The following is a 16,932-nucleotide window of genomic DNA, read 5'->3' as shown; positions in this document are numbered from 1 at the left end:
CGTTGGCCTTTACCGGCTATGAAGCAGAGAAGCGAACGGATGTTCGTTCAAAAAATTTATACAAAAGTACACAAAATAAATCAATAGTCAATCCCAATAAAGAAAATAATAGGAGTATTTTTAGATATGCAGGGGGCCCTCCCTGATTTTACTATAATTGATGAGTATAATACCAAAAAGGCTTAGAATCCTTATAGATGAGCGGGTTATTGGGTTATCATGCCATTTTAGGCGCCTCCCTGAAAGTTAATGTATGGCATACAACGGCTTTTAGGGAGGCGATGGCAAAAGGACAATTTTGTATTCTTCGAATTTTTATTTCTAGCAACCTTTCACCGATAATCTGATTCAAAAGGCCTTATACAAGTCCTTCCAAAGGGGTATATTGGAGGTTCCAGGCTTCGGCTACACCCTTAAACACCACTTGGCCGTGTATCATATTGAGTCCTTTTTTGAGTTCGGCATTCTCCTGGCACGCACGCCTCCATCCTTTATTGGCTAGTTGTAGGGCGTAGGGGAGGCTGCTGTTGGTAAGGGCCAGGGTAGAGGTATATGGAACGGCACCAGGCATATTTGCCACGCAATAGTGCACAACCTCGTCGATAACGTAAGTGGGGTCGGCATGGGTGGTGGCATGGGAAGTTTCGAAACACCCTCCCTGATCGATGGCCACATCGACGAGCACCGTTCCGGGGCGCATAAGCTTGAGCATATCCCTGGTAATGAGTGAGGGGGCCTTGGCGCCGGGAATAAGCACGCCTCCAATGATCAGGTGGCTGTCTTTTATCAGCTCCTTAATATTGTATTCATTCGATATAATGGTGTCGACATTGGCGGGCATCACCTCCTCTAGGTGCCGGAGCCGAGCCAGGCTGATATCGACTATGGTAACGTGGGCTCCCAGTCCGGCGGCCATTTTGGCTGCCTGAGTGCCTACAATTCCACCCCCAAGCACCAGCACATTGGCGGGCTTAACGCCAGCTACACCACCGAGCAGGATGCCACAGCCCCCCATGGGCTTCTCTAGGTATTTCGCGCCTTCTTGAACGGCCATTCGTCCAGCCACCTCGCTCATAGGGATCAGTAGAGGCAGGGAGCGATCGGCTCTTTCTACCGTTTCATAGGCCAGGCAAATGGCCTTCCTTTCTATCATCGCCATGGTGAGGGCTCTGGAGGAAGCAAAGTGAAAATAGGTAAATATCAGTTGGCCTTCCTTAATTAAAGGGTATTCCGATTCTATGGGTTCTTTCACTTTTATGATCATTTCGGATTGGGCATACACCGCCTCTATGGTAGGTAGTATCTCGGCGCCTGCGGCCGTATAGGCCTCATCCGAAAACCCGCTGCCTATTCCCGCCTGCTTTTGGACGTATACGGTATGTCCCTGTCTTTTGAATTCGTTGATGCCTGCCGGGGTCACAGCCACCCGGTTTTCGTTGTTTTTTATTTCCTTAGGAACGCCAATGATCATCGTCTATGCTTAATTTTGGATGGTGTAATGGATGACAGTTTATTTTCCTACAAAAATACATCCCAGTAAAAATATTTTCTGTGGTGCCCTAAAAGGATGGAAATAAAAACTAAAAGTTATTTATTTGCTAGAATAAAAATCTATTTGGTTTGTTTAAAGATGGTTCAAACAGAAAAAAAATCCGCGCATGTTTCCAGATGAAACCGATAAAAAAATCCTCAGGCGCTTGCAACAAAATGCCCGGTTGACTATTAAAGAAATTGCCAGCGATATTAACCTTTCGGTTACCCCTGTACATGAGCGAATTCGTAAACTCGAGAAGGAAGGCTATATCGATCGATATGTAGGGTTGTTAAATCGTAAGATTTTAGGGAAGGCATTAATGGCTTATTGCCATGTTACCCTCGATAAACAGCAAAAGGAAAGCTTCGAGGATTTTAATAATGCCGCGAAAGAAATGGAAGAAGTGCTTGAATGTTCAATGGTATCTGGTAATTTTGATTACATGTTGAAAATAGTGGTGCAGGATGGCGAGGCTTTTAACCAGTTTTATCAATATAAGCTATCGGTCTTGAAGAGTGTCCTGCACATCAGCACATACTTTGTAATATCTGAAATTAAAAATACTACGGAAATCTCCATTTGAGAATTAGGTAGTAATCGTCAATGAACAAAAACATCAAAGATGGCCTTAATTTGCTGTCAAAAGTGACACCAACAAGGGCTTGGAATGCCATACAAATATTGAGTAGTTATTTCTATTCGAAAGTATCCCGTCGGCCGGTGCATTGGGGTATGCCCATAGCCATATCTTTTGAGCCTACTACATCCTGTAACCTACGGTGCCCGGAGTGCCCCAGTGGGCTGCGGTCCTTTAGCCGTCCAACGGGGATGATGGAGGAAAAGCTTTATAAGCGTACGATCGACGAACTAGCGGACCGGCTGCTGTATTTGATCTTTTACTTTCAAGGTGAGCCCTATTTGCACCCTAAGTTCTTTGACTTAGTGACTTACGCCAACAAAAAGGGCCTCTACACGGCCACCTCTACCAATGCACATTATCTGAATGACGACAGGGCAAGAAAAACCGTTGAATCGGGCTTGGATCGGCTCATTATTTCTATAGATGGTACGACTCAAGACGTCTACGAGCAATATCGGGTAGGGGGTAATTTAGAAAAAGTACTGGAAGGTACGCGTAACATCATAAAATGGAAAAAGGAGCTTAACTCTAGTACACCTCATGTGATCTTTCAGTTTCTGGTGGTGAAGCCCAATGAGCATCAGATAGACGAGGTGAAGCAATTGGCCCTTGAGATGGGCGTGGATGAAGTGGGGCTGAAAACGGCTCAGATTTATGATTATGAAGAGGGGTCGGACCTGATCCCTACCATCGATAAATATTCCCGATATAAAAAGGAGAAAGAGGGGAAATATGCCATCAAAAACAAGTTTATCGACCATTGCTGGAAAATGTGGCACTCCTGTGTGATCACCTGGGATGGCGCCGTGGTGCCTTGTTGTTTCGATAAAGATGCCGAGTATAAGTTAGGTGATATGAAGCAGGAGACTTTTACCCAACTTTGGAAGGGAGAAAAATATAGGGCTTTTCGCGCTTCCTTAATCAAATCGAGATCGGAGATAGAAATGTGTAAAAACTGTACGGAAGGAACCCAGGTCTGGGCGTGAAACATGAAGTTTTTCCCTTTAAGCTTCAAAAATTAATTAAATAATAATGCCAATCAAATCGCTTTAAATGAGTAGATTGTCTAAGTTTGTTGGAACTCCGTGGAACATTTTTTGGTGAATTGATCCGAATAACGGAAATTTGATATCTGGTAACACACAATATTCATGGGCAAAGTCATTGCAATTGCAAACCAAAAGGGAGGTGTCGGGAAGACAACCACAGCGATTAATCTAGCGGCAAGTTTGGCTGCTCTGGAGTTTCGTACACTTATTATCGATGCTGATCCGCAGGCCAACTCTACCTCCGGACTTGGGTTTAACCCCCAAGATATGCAGAATAGCATCTACGAGTGTATGATCGAACAAGTGGAAACGGAAGGTATCATTATTGAGACGGATTTTCCGAATCTGCATTTGATTCCTTCTCATATCGATTTGGTTGGCGCCGAAATCGAAATGATCAACTTGAAGGATAGAGAGCACCGGATGAAAATGGCCGTTGCGAACATTAAAGAGCTGTACGATTTTATAATCATAGACTGCTCACCGTCATTGGGATTAATTACCATTAACAGCCTTACAGCTGCCGACTCGGTGATCATACCCGTTCAATGCGAATATTTCGCCCTTGAAGGATTAGGTAAGCTCCTCAATACGATTACCATCATTCAGTCTAGGCTCAATACCGATCTGATTATCGAAGGGATCTTGTTGACGATGTACGATCTGCGGTTACGCTTGTCGAATCAGGTGGTTACAGAGGTTACCAATCATTTTCAATCCTTGGTATTCAATACAATTATTCCACGGAATGTTCGTATTAGTGAAGCCCCTAGTTACGGTATTCCGGTAATGGCCCAGGATGCTGAAAGTAAAGGAGCAGTGAGTTATTTGAACCTAGCTCGGGAAATACTCGAGAAAAATGGACATTTTTCTACTGACAGCCAAATGGGCATAAGTTGAAATTGATATTTGTACTGGATGAAGGATCTGATGGATAATAAGAACAAAAGAATGACGGGATTGGGAAGAGGCTTGGGGGCATTGCTACAAGACTCTGAAAAGGTAAATACACCTAGGGCCAATGCTCGGATTGTCTCTCCCGATACGGTAGGCAATATGTCCGAAATAGAGTTGGACCAAATAGAGGCCAACCCGTTTCAGCCCAGGAGTAATTTCGATCAGGAGGCCTTAATGGAACTTGCCGATTCTATTAGAACCCAGGGGATTATCCAACCCATTACGGTACGACAGCTCAGTAGTGATAAATATCAGCTGATTTCTGGGGAGCGTCGACTACAGGCTTCCCGTTCTATAGGCATGAGTCGGATTCCGGCTTATGTACGCACCGCCGACGACCAGCAGATGCTGGAAATGGCCCTTATAGAAAACATTCAAAGGGAAAATCTGAATGCCATAGAAATTGCCCTTAGTTATCAGCGGTTAATATTGGAATGTAGCCTAAAACAAGATGAACTAGGTGCTAGGGTAGGTAAGAATCGGACGACAGTCAATAACTATATCAGGCTTCTCAAGCTACCGCCGGTCATTCAGGCGGCCCTTCGTGACAACCAAATTAGCATGGGGCATGCCAGGGCGCTTATAACCATTCATAATGAAGAGAGTCAACTTCGGATATTTAGTAAAACTATTGAAGAAGGATGGTCGGTTCGAAAGGTCGAGGAAGAAGTCAGAAGACTAGGGACGACTTCTCTCTCCAATCCTGAGCCTGCCAAAAAGCCTTCTACAAGTCAGGAGCTAAAGACATTACAGTTCCAACTGTCATCACTATTTGGTGCCAAGGTATCGGTGAAGAGTAATTCCGACCATAAAGGAGAAATTAAGATCCCTTTTACGTCGGAGGAGGAACTACAACGCATATTGAATACCCTGAAAATATAGTCCATAGAATTGAAAAACCTTATTATAATATTATTGGCCATAGGGCTGATGCATCCGGTCATGGCTCAGGTGGTGGGTACGGATGACCTCCACATTACCACGCAAGATGCGGATAGTGTCCTGACGAGCCAGGTGGATTCCATTTTACACCGGAAGGAGGATAAGTTTATTCCCGTTCCGCAGAAGGCCACTCGATGGGCCCTTATCCCGGGCGGAGGACAGCTGTATAACCGCGATTATTGGAAGCTCCCTCTTATCTACCTCGGGATTGGCGGTGGCGTATATGCCTATGTTTTAAATCAAGTCAAATACCAAGATTATCTTTCGGCTTATAAGTCGTTCTATGACTTGAACGAAACCATAATCGATGAAAATGGAGACGTGGTAGACAACCCAGATTATGGCCAGGTGACCGGAGACGCTACCCGACCCGTGCTCGTTCGTAACTTGTTCCATACCGAAAGTAAGATTCAGGATTTGACCATCGACCAGGTAAAGAGAGGGAAAACATATTGGAGAAGGAGCAAAAATCTTTCTATTATAGTAGCTGGGATCATTTATGGACTTACTATAGTGGAGGCCAATGTGGCGGCCCACCTCAAAACCTTCGACCTATCGGAGGATCTAAGCCTTAAAATTGGACCTAAACTGCAGCAACCACGTATGCTGACACCGACACCGGGGATTAGGCTGGTTTTTAATTTGAAATAAATAATAATATTGTAAAGTGAACGGAATGAATATTTTATTGCTCGGTTATGGTAAAATGGGTAAGACTATTGAACGCATAGCAATGGAAAGAGGACACCAAATTGTAGGGCGAATCGATCTAGGGAACAGAGACGAAATGGAGGCTTTAGGGGCTCAAGATGTGGATGTAGCCATCGAGTTTAGTGCTCCCGAGGCAGCTTATCTCAACATTACTTATTGTATCAAAAAAGGCTGGCCAGTAGTGAGTGGTACCACTGGTTGGCTGGACCATAAGGCGGAAATAGAGGACTTATGCAAAACGAATGGGGGCTCTTTTTTCTATGCCTCTAACTATAGCATTGGGGTAAATTTGTTTTTTAGACTTAACAAGCAGCTAGCCAGACTGATGAATGGCCAAGGGTATAAGGCCAGTATGACCGAAATTCACCATATTCACAAATTGGACGCGCCTAGTGGGACGGCTATTACTCTGGCTGAGGGCCTAGTGGCCGAAACGGACCATCTGAGCCAATGGAAACTCGCACCTGAACAGAGCGACGATGCGATCACGATCTTATCTGAAAGGGAAGGAGAGGTTCCTGGGACCCATATCGTGAAGTATACCTCTGAGGTCGATACCATCGAAATAGCCCATACGGCCCATAATCGTGAGGGATTTGCGTTAGGCGCCGTCGTGTCGGCCGAATGGTTGCCTGGTAAAAAAGGAGTATTCGGAATGGAAGACTTGCTCAGTCACTTGGACGATTAGTCCCATTATCATTAAATATTAAACCTTTAACTTAGAAATTGTTACCTGAAATCCTCTATGGCTACTACTTCCAAAAAAAATAAATCTCCTTTAAGAGAATGGTTCGACTCTGTGTTGTTTGCAGTCGTTGCCGCTACCCTGATTCGCTGGCTGTTTTTTGAAGCTTTTACAATTCCTACTCCGTCTATGGAGAATAGCCTCTTGGTAGGCGATTTTCTTTTCGTGAGTAAGTTGCATTATGGGACCCGTACTCCCAAAACCCCCCTTCAGGTACCATTAACCCATCAAACCATCTGGGGTACTAATATTCCTTCGTATTCGGATGCGGTTCAGCTTCCGCAGTTTAGATTACCCGGTTTTAGCGAGGTGAAGCGCGGAGATGTGGTGGTGTTTAACTACCCTCCCGAATTGCAACACCCTATCGATCTAAAAACGAATTATATCAAAAGATGTATGGGCTTGCCTGGCGATCAATTAGAGGTGCGCCAACTGTCAGTATACGCCAATGGTGAAAAAGTGCCCGATCCTGTGCGTATGGAAGACGAATATTTTGTGGCTACTACTACTTCCGTTAACGAATTGAAGGTGTTCCGCGAAAATGGTATATCGGAGTTTAATAGCTACACGGAGACCTTTAACGACACCATTCCTGGTAATGATCAACAGGGTTATTTGGTGTGGACTACCGTAGAAATCGCCAAGACGCTGGAGTCGTATGATTTCGTGAAGTCGGTTTCGAAGGTGATGGCCCCTAAGGAAATTAGTGAGCCAATGCTTTATCCAAATTCTAATCTTTTTAAATGGAATAGAGACAATTATGGTCCTATTACCGTCCCTAAAGAGGGTATGACTGTAGAAATGACTCCTCAGAATATTGCCATGTACGGGCCCGTTATTAAGAACTACGAGGATAATGAGCAAGTGGAGATCCTGGACAATGAGATTAAGGTGGGTGGAGAAGCGATTACGAAATATACATTTAAGCAAGATTATTACTTTATGATGGGCGATAACCGCCATAATTCGGCCGATTCGAGGTATTGGGGCTTCGTTCCATACGATCATATTGTAGGTAAAGCCGTTTTCGTATGGATGTCGATCGATCCGAATCCTACAAGCTTCTTCAACAAAATACGTTGGAGCCGACTATTTAGAGTGATTGACTAAGCAATAGTTAACAGATATAAACTTAAAAACCCCGCTGGCCGGGGTTTTTTTAGGTTAAATTTTGATATATAATTAAACATTATATATCAAAAAGAATTATATTTAAGCCTTATAGTTGAGCATGGATGTCTATTGAATAGGAACCAGCGCAAGATCGTATTGTGCTGGTTCCGAATATTATAGCCTATTGGCCTTCATTCACTCTTGTGAGAATATAAGGGCCGAATAGGGGGGGAGATTCATCGATACATAGGCAGGGAGTGCGTCATACGCTCCTTCCCAGGCTTCAAGGTCGTGCCGGGCAATATTGTTGAAATGCGGATCATACTTTTTTTCATCGCTATTGAACCGTAGTTTCCATTCGCCCGTAGCGGGAAAGCCTACCTTATAGTCTTCATAGTTGGAAATTGAAAAATTATAAGCAACGACGACACTGTCTTTGGGGCCACCTTCACTATATCGATGGATCACCACTACCTTATGATCTTGATCCACCCTAATGATATCAGTATGCTGCCCTTGTAGCCCCTTGGTAACGCCAAACCAGTTTCTTCGCAAATGAATGAGTTCCTTGTGCAGCTGAACAAACCCACTGAAAGCTTCGAGTCTGGACCAATCCAATGGGTCGGTATCGGAGAACCATCGATCTTCCAATAGGGGTTGGCCCTGAAATATCATGGGAATTCCGGGGCAGGTGAGCACTAAGGCAACCCCTAATGCGGCTCGTTTTTTGGAGTACCAATTATTTACATCGTCCACGGCTATTTCTTCAGCCACTCTGGCCTGGCCATTGGCCACTTCATCGTGCGATTCGGTATAGATAATCCTTTCGAAGGCATTGTCGTTATAGCGTTGTAGTATGGCGCGTTCGACGGCTTCCATATTCCGATCTTCATCTTGCTGGGTAATGATCGCCTCCCTGATATTATGCACGAAGGTCGCATCCCATTGGGAGCCATAGCCTAGGCCACCGCCATCGGTCGACTGGGTAATAAAATCCAAGGCATGCATATCTTCGGCAATGGTGATATGATTGGGGAAACGTGATCGTATTTCGCCATTGATCCACCGAATCAGCGAGATACCATCCTCTATGTCGTTGCCAGGATTTCCGTCGGCCTTTACGTTTCTAATATAGGGTACCATATCCATGCGAAGGCCATCGATATGGTAATGTTCTAGCCAGAACATGGCATTGTCGAAAAGGTACTGGCGCACCTCCTGTCGACCATAGTCGGGCCTGGTGTTTCCCCAGGGCGTCTCGGCTTTCCAGTCGTTATAGAAATAAATGCCGCCTTGCCCATTTTCATTCCAACCGTCAAACTGCCAAAGGTCAAGGTCCGATGGCCCTAGGTGGTTGTATACCACATCGAGGATCACGGCCATTCCCGACTGATGTGCCGCTTTTACGAAGGCTTTCAATCCATCGGGGCCGCCATAGTCCGATTCGATCGCAAAGAGGTTGGAAGGGTTATAGCCCCAGGATTTATCTCCTGCAAACTCCGAACATGGCATAAGCTCTATGGCATTGAAGCCCATTTCTTTCAAGTAGGGGAGCCTTTCAATGGCGCTGGAAAAATTGCCCACCCGGCCTTCTTCTTTAACATGAAAGGTGCCTACATGCATTTCATAAATGACCAGCTCATGCCACGCCGGAATGGTGAAGGTGTCGTCTTCCCAATCGAAATGGCCCTGGTGGTATACCACGCTATTACCTACCGAATTGGTTACTTTAGCTGCGTACGGATCATTTTTTGTAAAACTGTTGTCGGCAGTTTTAATGTGGAACTTATACTCATCGCCTTCTTGGGCTCCATCTACTAAGGCTTCCCAATGCCCATTTCCAGTGGGCTGTAGGGGATGGCTGTCAGGATTCCATTCGTTAAATGAGCCGACTACAGCTACCGCTTCGGCGTGCGGGGCCCATACTTTAAAATATACCCCTTGTGGTAGGCAAGTGGCACCCATTCCGTAGTCGCCAATTTCCGATTCTACAACATCATTATCTATTGTTTTCATAGTGCCATCTGAAGATTATTGCTATTTTTACTGACATGATACGGTTTTGTTCTTATAATTCTTGTGCCAACCCCATTTAGGGTAATTGGGGAGGTTTTGTTGGGGAATTGTCCGTATGTTTTGCTCACCAAATGATGAAGGGCCATGGTACACTTATCGGAGGAAGAGAAAATATGTACCTTAGCATTGATGCACACGCCGGGGATAGGGGCTATTACCGTAAGGCAACTTATAAGTTATTGTGGAAGTGCCCAGAAAGTGTTCGCCAGCGAATCCCGTAAACTACTGAAAATTCCGGGTGTAGGGGAAAAAATGGCCCGAACGATCAGGCTCAAGTCGGGAATAGCGTTTGGCGAGCAAGAGTATAACACCTGTCTAAAATCGGGGACGCATTTACATTTTTACATGGATGCAACTTATCCTACCAGATTAAAGCCCCTCTATGATGCGCCAATAGTCCTTTATTCGCGGGGCAACGTGGATTTTAACAGGGGGCTTTCGGTCGGAATTGTAGGTACACGGCAAATCAGCGACTATGGTAAGCGGGTGACGGAGGCCATAGTCCGGGATCTGTCACCTTACGACGCCACGGTGATCAGTGGCTTGGCTTATGGTGTGGACATTACCGCCCATAGGGCCTGTGTGAAGCACAATCTGTCTACGATAGGGGTGTTGGCCAGCGGGCTTAATGTCATATATCCAGAAGCACATATAAAATCGACTCAGGAAATGATGGTACGTGGAGGCATCGTCACCGAGAATGCCTTAATGACCCGGCCAGATTTTATGCGTTTCCCAGCAAGAAATCGTATTATTGCCGGACTGGCCGACGTTACCATCGTTGTAGAATCTGGCTTAAAAGGGGGAAGCATGATAACCGTGGAGTTTTCCTTAAATTACCATCGGGAGGTGTATGCCGTGCCGGGCAATCTGGGACAGGCCCATTCGGAGGGCTGTAATGCTTTGATTCGGGACAACAAGGCCTCGTTGTTTACAGCCGTCGAAGATATGGCCTTGGCTTTGGGATGGCATGAAAGAATGGATCCCGAATTATTCGATTTAAATGCCACCATAGGGGGGCAACAGGGAGTTTTTGATGGGTTTAGTCAAAATGAAGGGCAGGTGTTGTCGATGCTCTACCAGCACGGACCGATGCAGCTCGACGAAATCGCCTGGCAAAGTGGCCTACATCTGAACACACTGGCGAATATTTTACTCAGTCTTGAATTTCAGGGAATGGTTAAATCCTTACCTGGTAAAAAATATGGCTTAATTTGAAACAGCAAACGACGATCCAACTTATCAAATCAGGGGAAGGCCTCTGTATAGAATTTAAGCGCAAAATCGATAGCGTTTATAAAATCGCTAAAACCATTAACTCCTTTGCCAACACTTCAGGTGGGGTGTTGTTGATTGGAATTGGGGATAAGGGGGAGATCGTAGGGGTTCCTTCCGAACTAAACGAACTCCGTAAGTTGGAGCGTATTGTAACGCAACTAATCGATCCGCCGATGGCCGTGCGCATCAAATCCCCTAAAATAGAGGGTAAAACGATTCTAAGAGTGGAAATTCCCGAAAGTGATCAGAAACCGCATTACCTGATCAATGAAAAACAGGAACGGATTATCTATGTTCGGGTAAAGGACAAGAGTATTCCCATCCCCAGGTTACTCATGGCTGGGGAAGTGGACGCAGATACTGAAAAGCTACTCACCACTAGGCATGTAAAGACGCTCATCAACTTATTGAAAGAGAATGATACGATTAACCCCAAGGCATTTAGTCGGGTGATTAATATTTCGGAAAAAAGGGCAGAAAGAATGCTGAATAACTTAGCGGAGAAGCAAATACTATTGAAAGTGTCTAAAGCGGGAGAGTACAGCCTAAAATGGTCGGAATGAAAGAAGGCGCATGAAACCATGCGCCTTCTTAATACTGGCTTGCCGCGGTATTACTCGGCTATGCTTACCAATTCAAGTTCAAAAATCAAGTCCTTACCCGCCAAAGGGTGATTGGCATCAAGAACTACAAATTCATCACCTACCTCTTTGACAATGACCTGTACCGTTTGACCGTTACCTTCTTGGTGCATGTTCAAGGAGCTACCTATTTCCAATGGTATATCGGCAGGAATTTGTGCCTTAGGGAATTTAATCACCATTTCCTCATTAACGGGACCATAGGCTTCCATATTTGGAATATTAATGGTCTTTTTTTCGCCAATGGCCATTCCAGTAACGCCGTCGTCAAATCCTTTAATCACCATGCCGCTTCCCAATTGAAAGCTAAGTGGTTCACGTCCTTCCGATGAGTCAAAAAGTTGGCCATCAGTTAGTGTTCCTTTGTAATGAACATGAACGGTATCACCTGCTTGCGCCTGTTTCATAAGTAAAAAATGTTTAGTATCTCGACCGAAAAAAATATAACCCGTCGGCCGTCCGGTATACAAAAGTCTTAAAATTAATATGCCCGAGCAAATACTACCCTTCCTTTCGATGGCTTACCGGAATAAAAACATACCCCGTCTTCTTGCTTTTGGTCAAGGGGAATGCAACGAATGGTAGCTTTAGTCTCTTCCTTGATTTGCTCTTCTGTTTCGGAAGTCCCATCCCAATGGGCCAAAACGAATCCGCCTTTTTCATCTAATACGCGCTTGAACTCCTCATAGCTGTCTACGGATGTAGTATTCTCCTCTTTGAAAGCCAAGGCCTTATTATAAATGGATAATTGAATGTCGTCGAGTAGGTCGCTAATATGGTCTACAATTCCATCCAATACCACTGTTTCTTTGGTTTTTGTATCTCTTCGTGCCACCTCAACGGTATTGTTCTCGAGGTCCCTAGCTCCGATGGCGAGGCGGACAGGCACGCCTTTAAGTTCATATTCGGCAAATTTATAACCGGGTTTGAAAGCATCATTATCGTCGAATTTGACGGAGATACCTCTTTTCTTCAATTCGGTGGTAATGGGTTTTACCTTGTCGGCAATGGCTTGGAGTTGCTCTTCGCTCTTATAAATAGGTACGATTACGACCTGAATAGGGGCTAGCTTCGGAGGCAACACCAATCCGTTATCGTCTGAGTGAGCCATAATAAGGGCGCCCATGAGCCGGGTGCTTACGCCCCAAGAGGTCCCCCAGACATGCTCCAACTTACCCTCTTTACTCTGGAATTTGACGTCGAATGCCTCTGCGAAGTTCTGGCCTAGGAAGTGGGAGGTTCCCGCTTGTAGGGCTTTACCATCTTGCATCAGAGCTTCTATACAGTAGGTGTCCACCGCCCCAGCAAATCGCTCATTGGCTGTTTTAACCCCTCTAAGTACGGGAAGGGCCATCCATTCTTGGGCAAAAGTGGTGTACACTTCGAGCATTTGCTTGGTTTCAGCAATGGCTTCTGCGGCGGTGGAATGTGCCGTATGGCCTTCCTGCCACAAAAACTCCGCCGTCCGCAGGAACAGTCGGGTACGCATTTCCCATCGTACTACGTTGGCCCACTGGTTAATTAGTAGAGGCAAGTCCCTATAGGATTGTATCCAATTCTTATAAGTGCTCCAGATCACCGTTTCGGAGGTAGGTCTTACGATCAGTTCTTCCTCTAGCTTGGCTTCCGGGTCCACAATGACCCCTTTTCCATTCGGGTCGTTTTTGAGCCTGTAGTGGGTCACTACGGCACATTCCTTGGCAAAGCCTTCCACATGTGAGGCCTCTTTACTCAAGTAAGACTTAGGGATAAATAAGGGGAAATAAGCATTTGTATGACCAGTTTCCTTGAACATATCGTCCAGTGCGCGTTGCATCTTTTCCCAGATAGAAAAACCGTATGGTTTTATTACCATACAACCCCTTACCGCGGAGTTTTCGGCCAAATCGGCCCTTTTTACCAGTTCATTGTACCATTCGGAGTAGTTTTCACTACGCTTTGGTAAGGATTTGCTCATATTTAGGTTATTAATTATTCGAGTGATTTCGCCTGATTATGCGGTTCGATCGTCGTTTTGACTTTTGGATGCAAAGATAGGTTATTATACTAACTTTGGAATTAAAGCGTTAATTTTGATGTTAAAACAGGATAATGGGTATAAATTTTTTGTATATTAGTACCGAACTTTTAATCTTAAAGCAGCCATGAAGATTTTCCATAAATTTAATCTATTTTCCATGTTAGCCCTCTTTGGAACTTTGGGCTGCACGACCAATAATTATATTTCCAAATCTGGCGCGGATTATGATGACCTTTACGGAGGGGGCAGCTCGTCTGTGCAAAGATACCAACGTGCTGTACCAGAGGAGCTTTCGCGCTATGATAATCCGGACTATGCCGTGGGCAATGAGTCCCAGCAATCGGGATCGGCCGATTATTACGATGAGAATTATTTATCTTCCAGAAGCGTGCAGCGTCGGGTTTCCGACCAGGTAGGCTATAATAGTGGCTTCGCCGATGGTTTCAATCAAGCCACGCGGCTTTCCAATCCTTATTATGGAATGGGCAATTATTGGCCCGGTTCCAGTATGGGCTTTCGTTTAGGCTTTGGCGGTTTTGGTTTCCGTCCTTCCATCTCTCTTGGCTACGGCATGGGTTATGGGATGGGATATTCTCCCTACGGGTACGGCAATATGATGGGCTTTTACGATCCTTTCATGTATGACCCCTTTTATTCACCATTCGGATATAGCAGTATGCTCGGTTATGGTAGTATGTTGGGATATGGAATGTACAACCGATACTACGGTGGCTATGGCTACGGGTACAATCCCTGGGCTTACAGCCGGCCGGTGGTCGTAGTCAATAACTACGAAAGGGTAGGGCTTAGGACTGCTGGTCCAAGAACAACCCGGTCGGGCACAAGCAGCTATAACAGTGCGGCGGTTAATTCCTCGAGGGGTAATGCTGTAGTGAATTCTAGCTCTAGTAGGAGTGCACGTCAGGCCTCTTCGGCCACGGTCAATTCCAGTGCATATTCTAATTCCAGGGCAGCCGCTTCTAGCACACGTGCCAATGCCTATTACGGTGGTCGCTCATCAGGTAGTGTTTCCACTCCTTCGTCCAGCTCGTCGCGTAGCTATAGGACAGCCTCGGAGGCCAATACTTATTATGCGCCACGGAGCACCAATACTTCGAGAAGTGGTTCTTATAGCTCCCCAGCCTCTAGGTCCAGCTACAGCACGCCAAGTAGCAGAACTCGGGTGACGAATTCGGCTCCTAATGGCAGGACTTATACGGCACCTTCTAGGTCGACTCAGTCTTATACGCCTCCAACTCAGCAACGGACCTATCAGGCGCCCACCAGAACGTACACGGCTCCTACGCGTACTTACAGCGCTCCGAGCAGGAGTAGCGCACCGTCATCAAGCGGAGGCTCGAGCCGTTCGTCTTCCAGGGGGCCCAGATGATATAATACCGCATGTTTTATAACAAAAAGCTACGATTACCCTGCAAAATTTATCCTATTTTTGCAGGGTTTTCGTTTTATAAGCGAAAACGTATTTTTTAATCTATTCTTAGCCATGATGCCAGTTAAGCACTATTTTTATCTTTCTTTATTCAGTTGTTTTGCCTTCGGAGCTAAGGCACAATATGCCGGAGATGCTTTTAGGTATTCTGAAAGTGCCCAGACCGGGACCGCACGCTTTCAAGGGGTGGGCGGTAACCATGCCGCCTTGGGTGGCGATGCTAGCAATATTTTTGGCAATCCAGCTGGCTTGGGCTTTTACAACCGTTCCGAGCTGTCCATTTCGCCGGCCGTAACTTCATTCAATACCAAAACCAATTATATAGGAACTGAAAGTGTCGACAGCAAGGCGAATTTTAATATCGGCCAAGCCAGTTTGATACTGACTAGCCAACCCAGTTTCCAAAGGAAATGGAAGCGGTCGACGTTTGGCGTCTCTTTCTCCCGGCAGCAAGCTTTTACTAACCGTTTTACTTACGCTGGTGTTAACGATCGCAGCGCCTATTTGGACCAGGTGGTAGAAGATGCCAATGCGCAACAATATTCTATCAACGAGATAACGAGCGATTTTGATGCGGGTAGCAATGGCTCCGTGCCCTTAGCGTATAGTGTGCCAGCCGCCTATTACCAACTTTACCTGATCAATCCGACTTCTTCCCAAACCAATGTTCCCAATACCTGGACTGCCCTCGATGCCGAAAGCGCTGTCGATCAGTTGGGGACCTTTGAGTCCAAGGGAGCCACCACACAGTGGTCCTTTGCCTATGCAGGGAACTACGATGACAAGTTATATGTAGGCGGGAATTTGGGGATTAGTAGCATTCGATACGATTATCGTTTCTATCATGACGACCTATATCTAAATAGCCCCGATATTATTTCCAATACCAAAGTCGATTCCCTTACCGTACGTGGTACCGGTGTGAACCTTACCTTGGGTATGATGTACCGCGTTACACCTAGCTTTCAGCTGGGCGGGCAATTGTCTACTCCCACCTTCACGGGGGTGAATGAAACGTTTTATCAGTATTTTGGAGCGACTTTTGTCGATGGTGTGGTGCCGGACGGTAATGGCAACCTGATCAGTCCCTCGTACGACTTTGTAGATATGGCTCCTAATGACTTTAAGTATCAGCTGACGGGCCCCTTTAAGGGAGCCGTCGGGGCCACCTATTTGATCAATAGAAGTGGTTTTATTACCGGTACCATCGAATATATTGGCTATAACGGGATGGGCGCTAACACTAAGGATCTTAGCGCTGAAAGGAATAGTGCCTTCAAAACCAATACTAAAAATGAGATCGCAAACACTTACAGAAACACGGTGAACGTAAGAGTTGGAGGGGAGTTCAGAACCGGCGTTTTTCGCGCCCGTGCGGGAATGGCCTACCTGGCTGACCCATATTTAAGTCGAAACGATGGCGTCAACCGGGATCGTTGGTTGGCATCGTTCGGAGCCGGTGTTCGCAATAACAAATATTTTCTAGATATATCTGCGACTTTCAGCCCCTATAAAACTGCTTTTACTCCTTATGTGCTAAATAATGCACAGGACTATTATTCGGCGGAGATCAAAAACACATCCCTTAACGTCCAATTGTCGGCGGGAGTATTCTTTGGACAGTAAGACCATAGAGTCAATATTTTTTCTAAATGCAAGGAGCCTGTTTGAAAATTAACCATATGATTGTTGATGCTCTTTTTGGGCTACCACTGTGAGAAGCAATTCAATTATTAAAATTCAAACAGGTTCCTGCTTTTTTTAGTAGCGTATATT

The 16,932-nt window shown here is 45.5% G+C and carries 15 protein-coding genes; 11 read left to right on the top strand and 4 right to left on the bottom strand.

Annotated features, from left to right (window positions below; translation table 11 throughout):
* Positions 1-358 precede the first annotated feature (358 nt).
* Complete coding sequence (ald, locus tag CLV98_RS17130) at positions 359-1,471, bottom strand: alanine dehydrogenase (RefSeq protein ID WP_109676156.1); 1,113 nt, start codon at positions 1,469-1,471, stop codon at positions 359-361.
* 187 nt (positions 1,472-1,658) lie between these two features.
* Between ald and CLV98_RS17125 the strand changes: the two genes are divergently transcribed.
* The 7 genes from CLV98_RS17125 (at position 1,659) to lepB (ending at position 7,688) form a co-directional block, all read left to right on the top strand.
* Entirely contained in the window at positions 1,659-2,117 is a 459-nt protein-coding gene (locus CLV98_RS17125; RefSeq protein WP_109676154.1) for an Lrp/AsnC family transcriptional regulator, read from the top strand.
* Between the two features lie 20 nt (positions 2,118-2,137).
* Complete coding sequence (locus CLV98_RS17120; RefSeq protein WP_109676152.1) at positions 2,138-3,160, top strand: SPASM domain-containing protein; 1,023 nt, start codon at positions 2,138-2,140, stop codon at positions 3,158-3,160.
* Between the two features lie 165 nt (positions 3,161-3,325).
* Positions 3,326-4,123, top strand: a complete 798-nt coding sequence (locus CLV98_RS17115; protein ID WP_109676150.1) for a ParA family protein — start codon at positions 3,326-3,328, stop codon at positions 4,121-4,123.
* A 30-nt stretch (positions 4,124-4,153) separates the two neighbouring features.
* The gene (locus CLV98_RS17110) at positions 4,154-5,062 is read left to right on the top strand and encodes a ParB/RepB/Spo0J family partition protein (protein ID WP_109676339.1); all 909 of its coding nucleotides are present in this window, start codon (positions 4,154-4,156) and stop codon (positions 5,060-5,062) included.
* A 9-nt stretch (positions 5,063-5,071) separates the two neighbouring features.
* Positions 5,072-5,773, top strand: coding sequence for a DUF5683 domain-containing protein (locus CLV98_RS17105; RefSeq protein WP_109676148.1), 702 nt, complete (start codon positions 5,072-5,074; stop codon positions 5,771-5,773).
* Positions 5,774-5,798: 25 nt separating this feature from the next.
* A complete protein-coding gene (gene dapB / locus CLV98_RS17100) occupies positions 5,799-6,521 on the top strand; it encodes a 4-hydroxy-tetrahydrodipicolinate reductase (protein WP_109676146.1) in 723 nt (240 codons plus the stop codon).
* A gap of 57 nt (positions 6,522-6,578) precedes the next feature.
* Entirely contained in the window at positions 6,579-7,688 is a 1,110-nt protein-coding gene (gene lepB, locus CLV98_RS17095; protein WP_109676145.1) for a signal peptidase I, read from the top strand.
* 198 nt (positions 7,689-7,886) lie between these two features.
* Here the strand turns inward: lepB and CLV98_RS17090 are convergent, their stop codons facing one another.
* Positions 7,887-9,707 (bottom strand): alpha-amylase family glycosyl hydrolase, encoded by a 1,821-nt coding sequence (locus tag CLV98_RS17090; protein WP_109676143.1) that lies wholly within the window; start codon positions 9,705-9,707, stop codon positions 7,887-7,889.
* A 144-nt stretch (positions 9,708-9,851) separates the two neighbouring features.
* Here CLV98_RS17090 and dprA point away from each other — a divergent pair, with 144 nt between their 5' ends.
* Complete coding sequence (gene dprA, locus CLV98_RS17085; protein WP_109676141.1) at positions 9,852-10,985, top strand: DNA-processing protein DprA; 1,134 nt, start codon at positions 9,852-9,854, stop codon at positions 10,983-10,985.
* On the top strand, positions 10,982-11,608 hold the full coding sequence (locus CLV98_RS17080) for an AlbA family DNA-binding domain-containing protein (protein ID WP_109676139.1): 627 nt from the start codon (positions 10,982-10,984) through the stop codon (positions 11,606-11,608). The genes dprA and CLV98_RS17080 overlap by 4 nt, the downstream gene beginning before the upstream one ends.
* Positions 11,609-11,658: 50 nt before the next feature.
* Here the strand turns inward: CLV98_RS17080 and CLV98_RS17075 are convergent, their stop codons facing one another.
* On the bottom strand, positions 11,659-12,093 hold the full coding sequence (locus CLV98_RS17075) for an FKBP-type peptidyl-prolyl cis-trans isomerase (RefSeq protein WP_109676137.1): 435 nt from the start codon (positions 12,091-12,093) through the stop codon (positions 11,659-11,661).
* A 74-nt stretch (positions 12,094-12,167) separates the two neighbouring features.
* Complete coding sequence (proS, locus tag CLV98_RS17070) at positions 12,168-13,643, bottom strand: proline--tRNA ligase (RefSeq protein ID WP_109676135.1); 1,476 nt, start codon at positions 13,641-13,643, stop codon at positions 12,168-12,170.
* A 220-nt stretch (positions 13,644-13,863) separates the two neighbouring features.
* Between proS and CLV98_RS17065 the strand changes: the two genes are divergently transcribed.
* Together CLV98_RS17065 and CLV98_RS17060 are read left to right on the top strand one after the other, a co-directional pair.
* Positions 13,864-15,096, top strand: coding sequence for a hypothetical protein (locus CLV98_RS17065; RefSeq protein ID WP_229203429.1), 1,233 nt, complete (start codon positions 13,864-13,866; stop codon positions 15,094-15,096).
* Positions 15,097-15,210: 114 nt separating this feature from the next.
* Entirely contained in the window at positions 15,211-16,782 is a 1,572-nt protein-coding gene (locus CLV98_RS17060) for a hypothetical protein (protein WP_109676337.1), read from the top strand.
* Positions 16,783-16,932: the final 150 nt, after the last annotated feature.

The sequence above is a fragment of the Dyadobacter jejuensis genome, from assembly GCF_003149085.1.
GTDB lineage: Bacteria > Bacteroidota > Bacteroidia > Cytophagales > Spirosomataceae > Dyadobacter > Dyadobacter jejuensis.
Note: the sequence above shows the minus strand (reverse complement) of the source record. Positions and strands in the feature narration are given on the sequence as shown.

Bases quoted from the DNA above. Each gene is read 5' to 3' on its own strand.
- ald (WP_109676156.1), bottom strand. From the start codon at position 1,471: ATGATCATTGGCGTTCCTAAGGAAATAAAAAACAACGAAAACCGGGTG.
- CLV98_RS17125 (WP_109676154.1), top strand. From the start codon at position 1,659: ATGTTTCCAGATGAAACCGATAAAAAAATCCTCAGGCGCTTGCAACAA.
- CLV98_RS17120 (WP_109676152.1), top strand. From the start codon at position 2,138: ATGAACAAAAACATCAAAGATGGCCTTAATTTGCTGTCAAAAGTGACA.
- CLV98_RS17115 (WP_109676150.1), top strand. From the start codon at position 3,326: ATGGGCAAAGTCATTGCAATTGCAAACCAAAAGGGAGGTGTCGGGAAG.
- CLV98_RS17110 (WP_109676339.1), top strand. From the start codon at position 4,154: ATGGATAATAAGAACAAAAGAATGACGGGATTGGGAAGAGGCTTGGGG.
- dapB (WP_109676146.1), top strand. From the start codon at position 5,799: ATGAATATTTTATTGCTCGGTTATGGTAAAATGGGTAAGACTATTGAA.
- lepB (WP_109676145.1), top strand. From the start codon at position 6,579: ATGGCTACTACTTCCAAAAAAAATAAATCTCCTTTAAGAGAATGGTTC.
- CLV98_RS17090 (WP_109676143.1), bottom strand. From the start codon at position 9,707: ATGAAAACAATAGATAATGATGTTGTAGAATCGGAAATTGGCGACTAC.
- dprA (WP_109676141.1), top strand. From the start codon at position 9,852: ATGGTACACTTATCGGAGGAAGAGAAAATATGTACCTTAGCATTGATG.
- CLV98_RS17075 (WP_109676137.1), bottom strand. From the start codon at position 12,093: ATGAAACAGGCGCAAGCAGGTGATACCGTTCATGTTCATTACAAAGGA.
- proS (WP_109676135.1), bottom strand. From the start codon at position 13,643: ATGAGCAAATCCTTACCAAAGCGTAGTGAAAACTACTCCGAATGGTAC.
- CLV98_RS17065 (WP_229203429.1), top strand. From the start codon at position 13,864: ATGTTAGCCCTCTTTGGAACTTTGGGCTGCACGACCAATAATTATATT.
- CLV98_RS17060 (WP_109676337.1), top strand. From the start codon at position 15,211: ATGATGCCAGTTAAGCACTATTTTTATCTTTCTTTATTCAGTTGTTTT.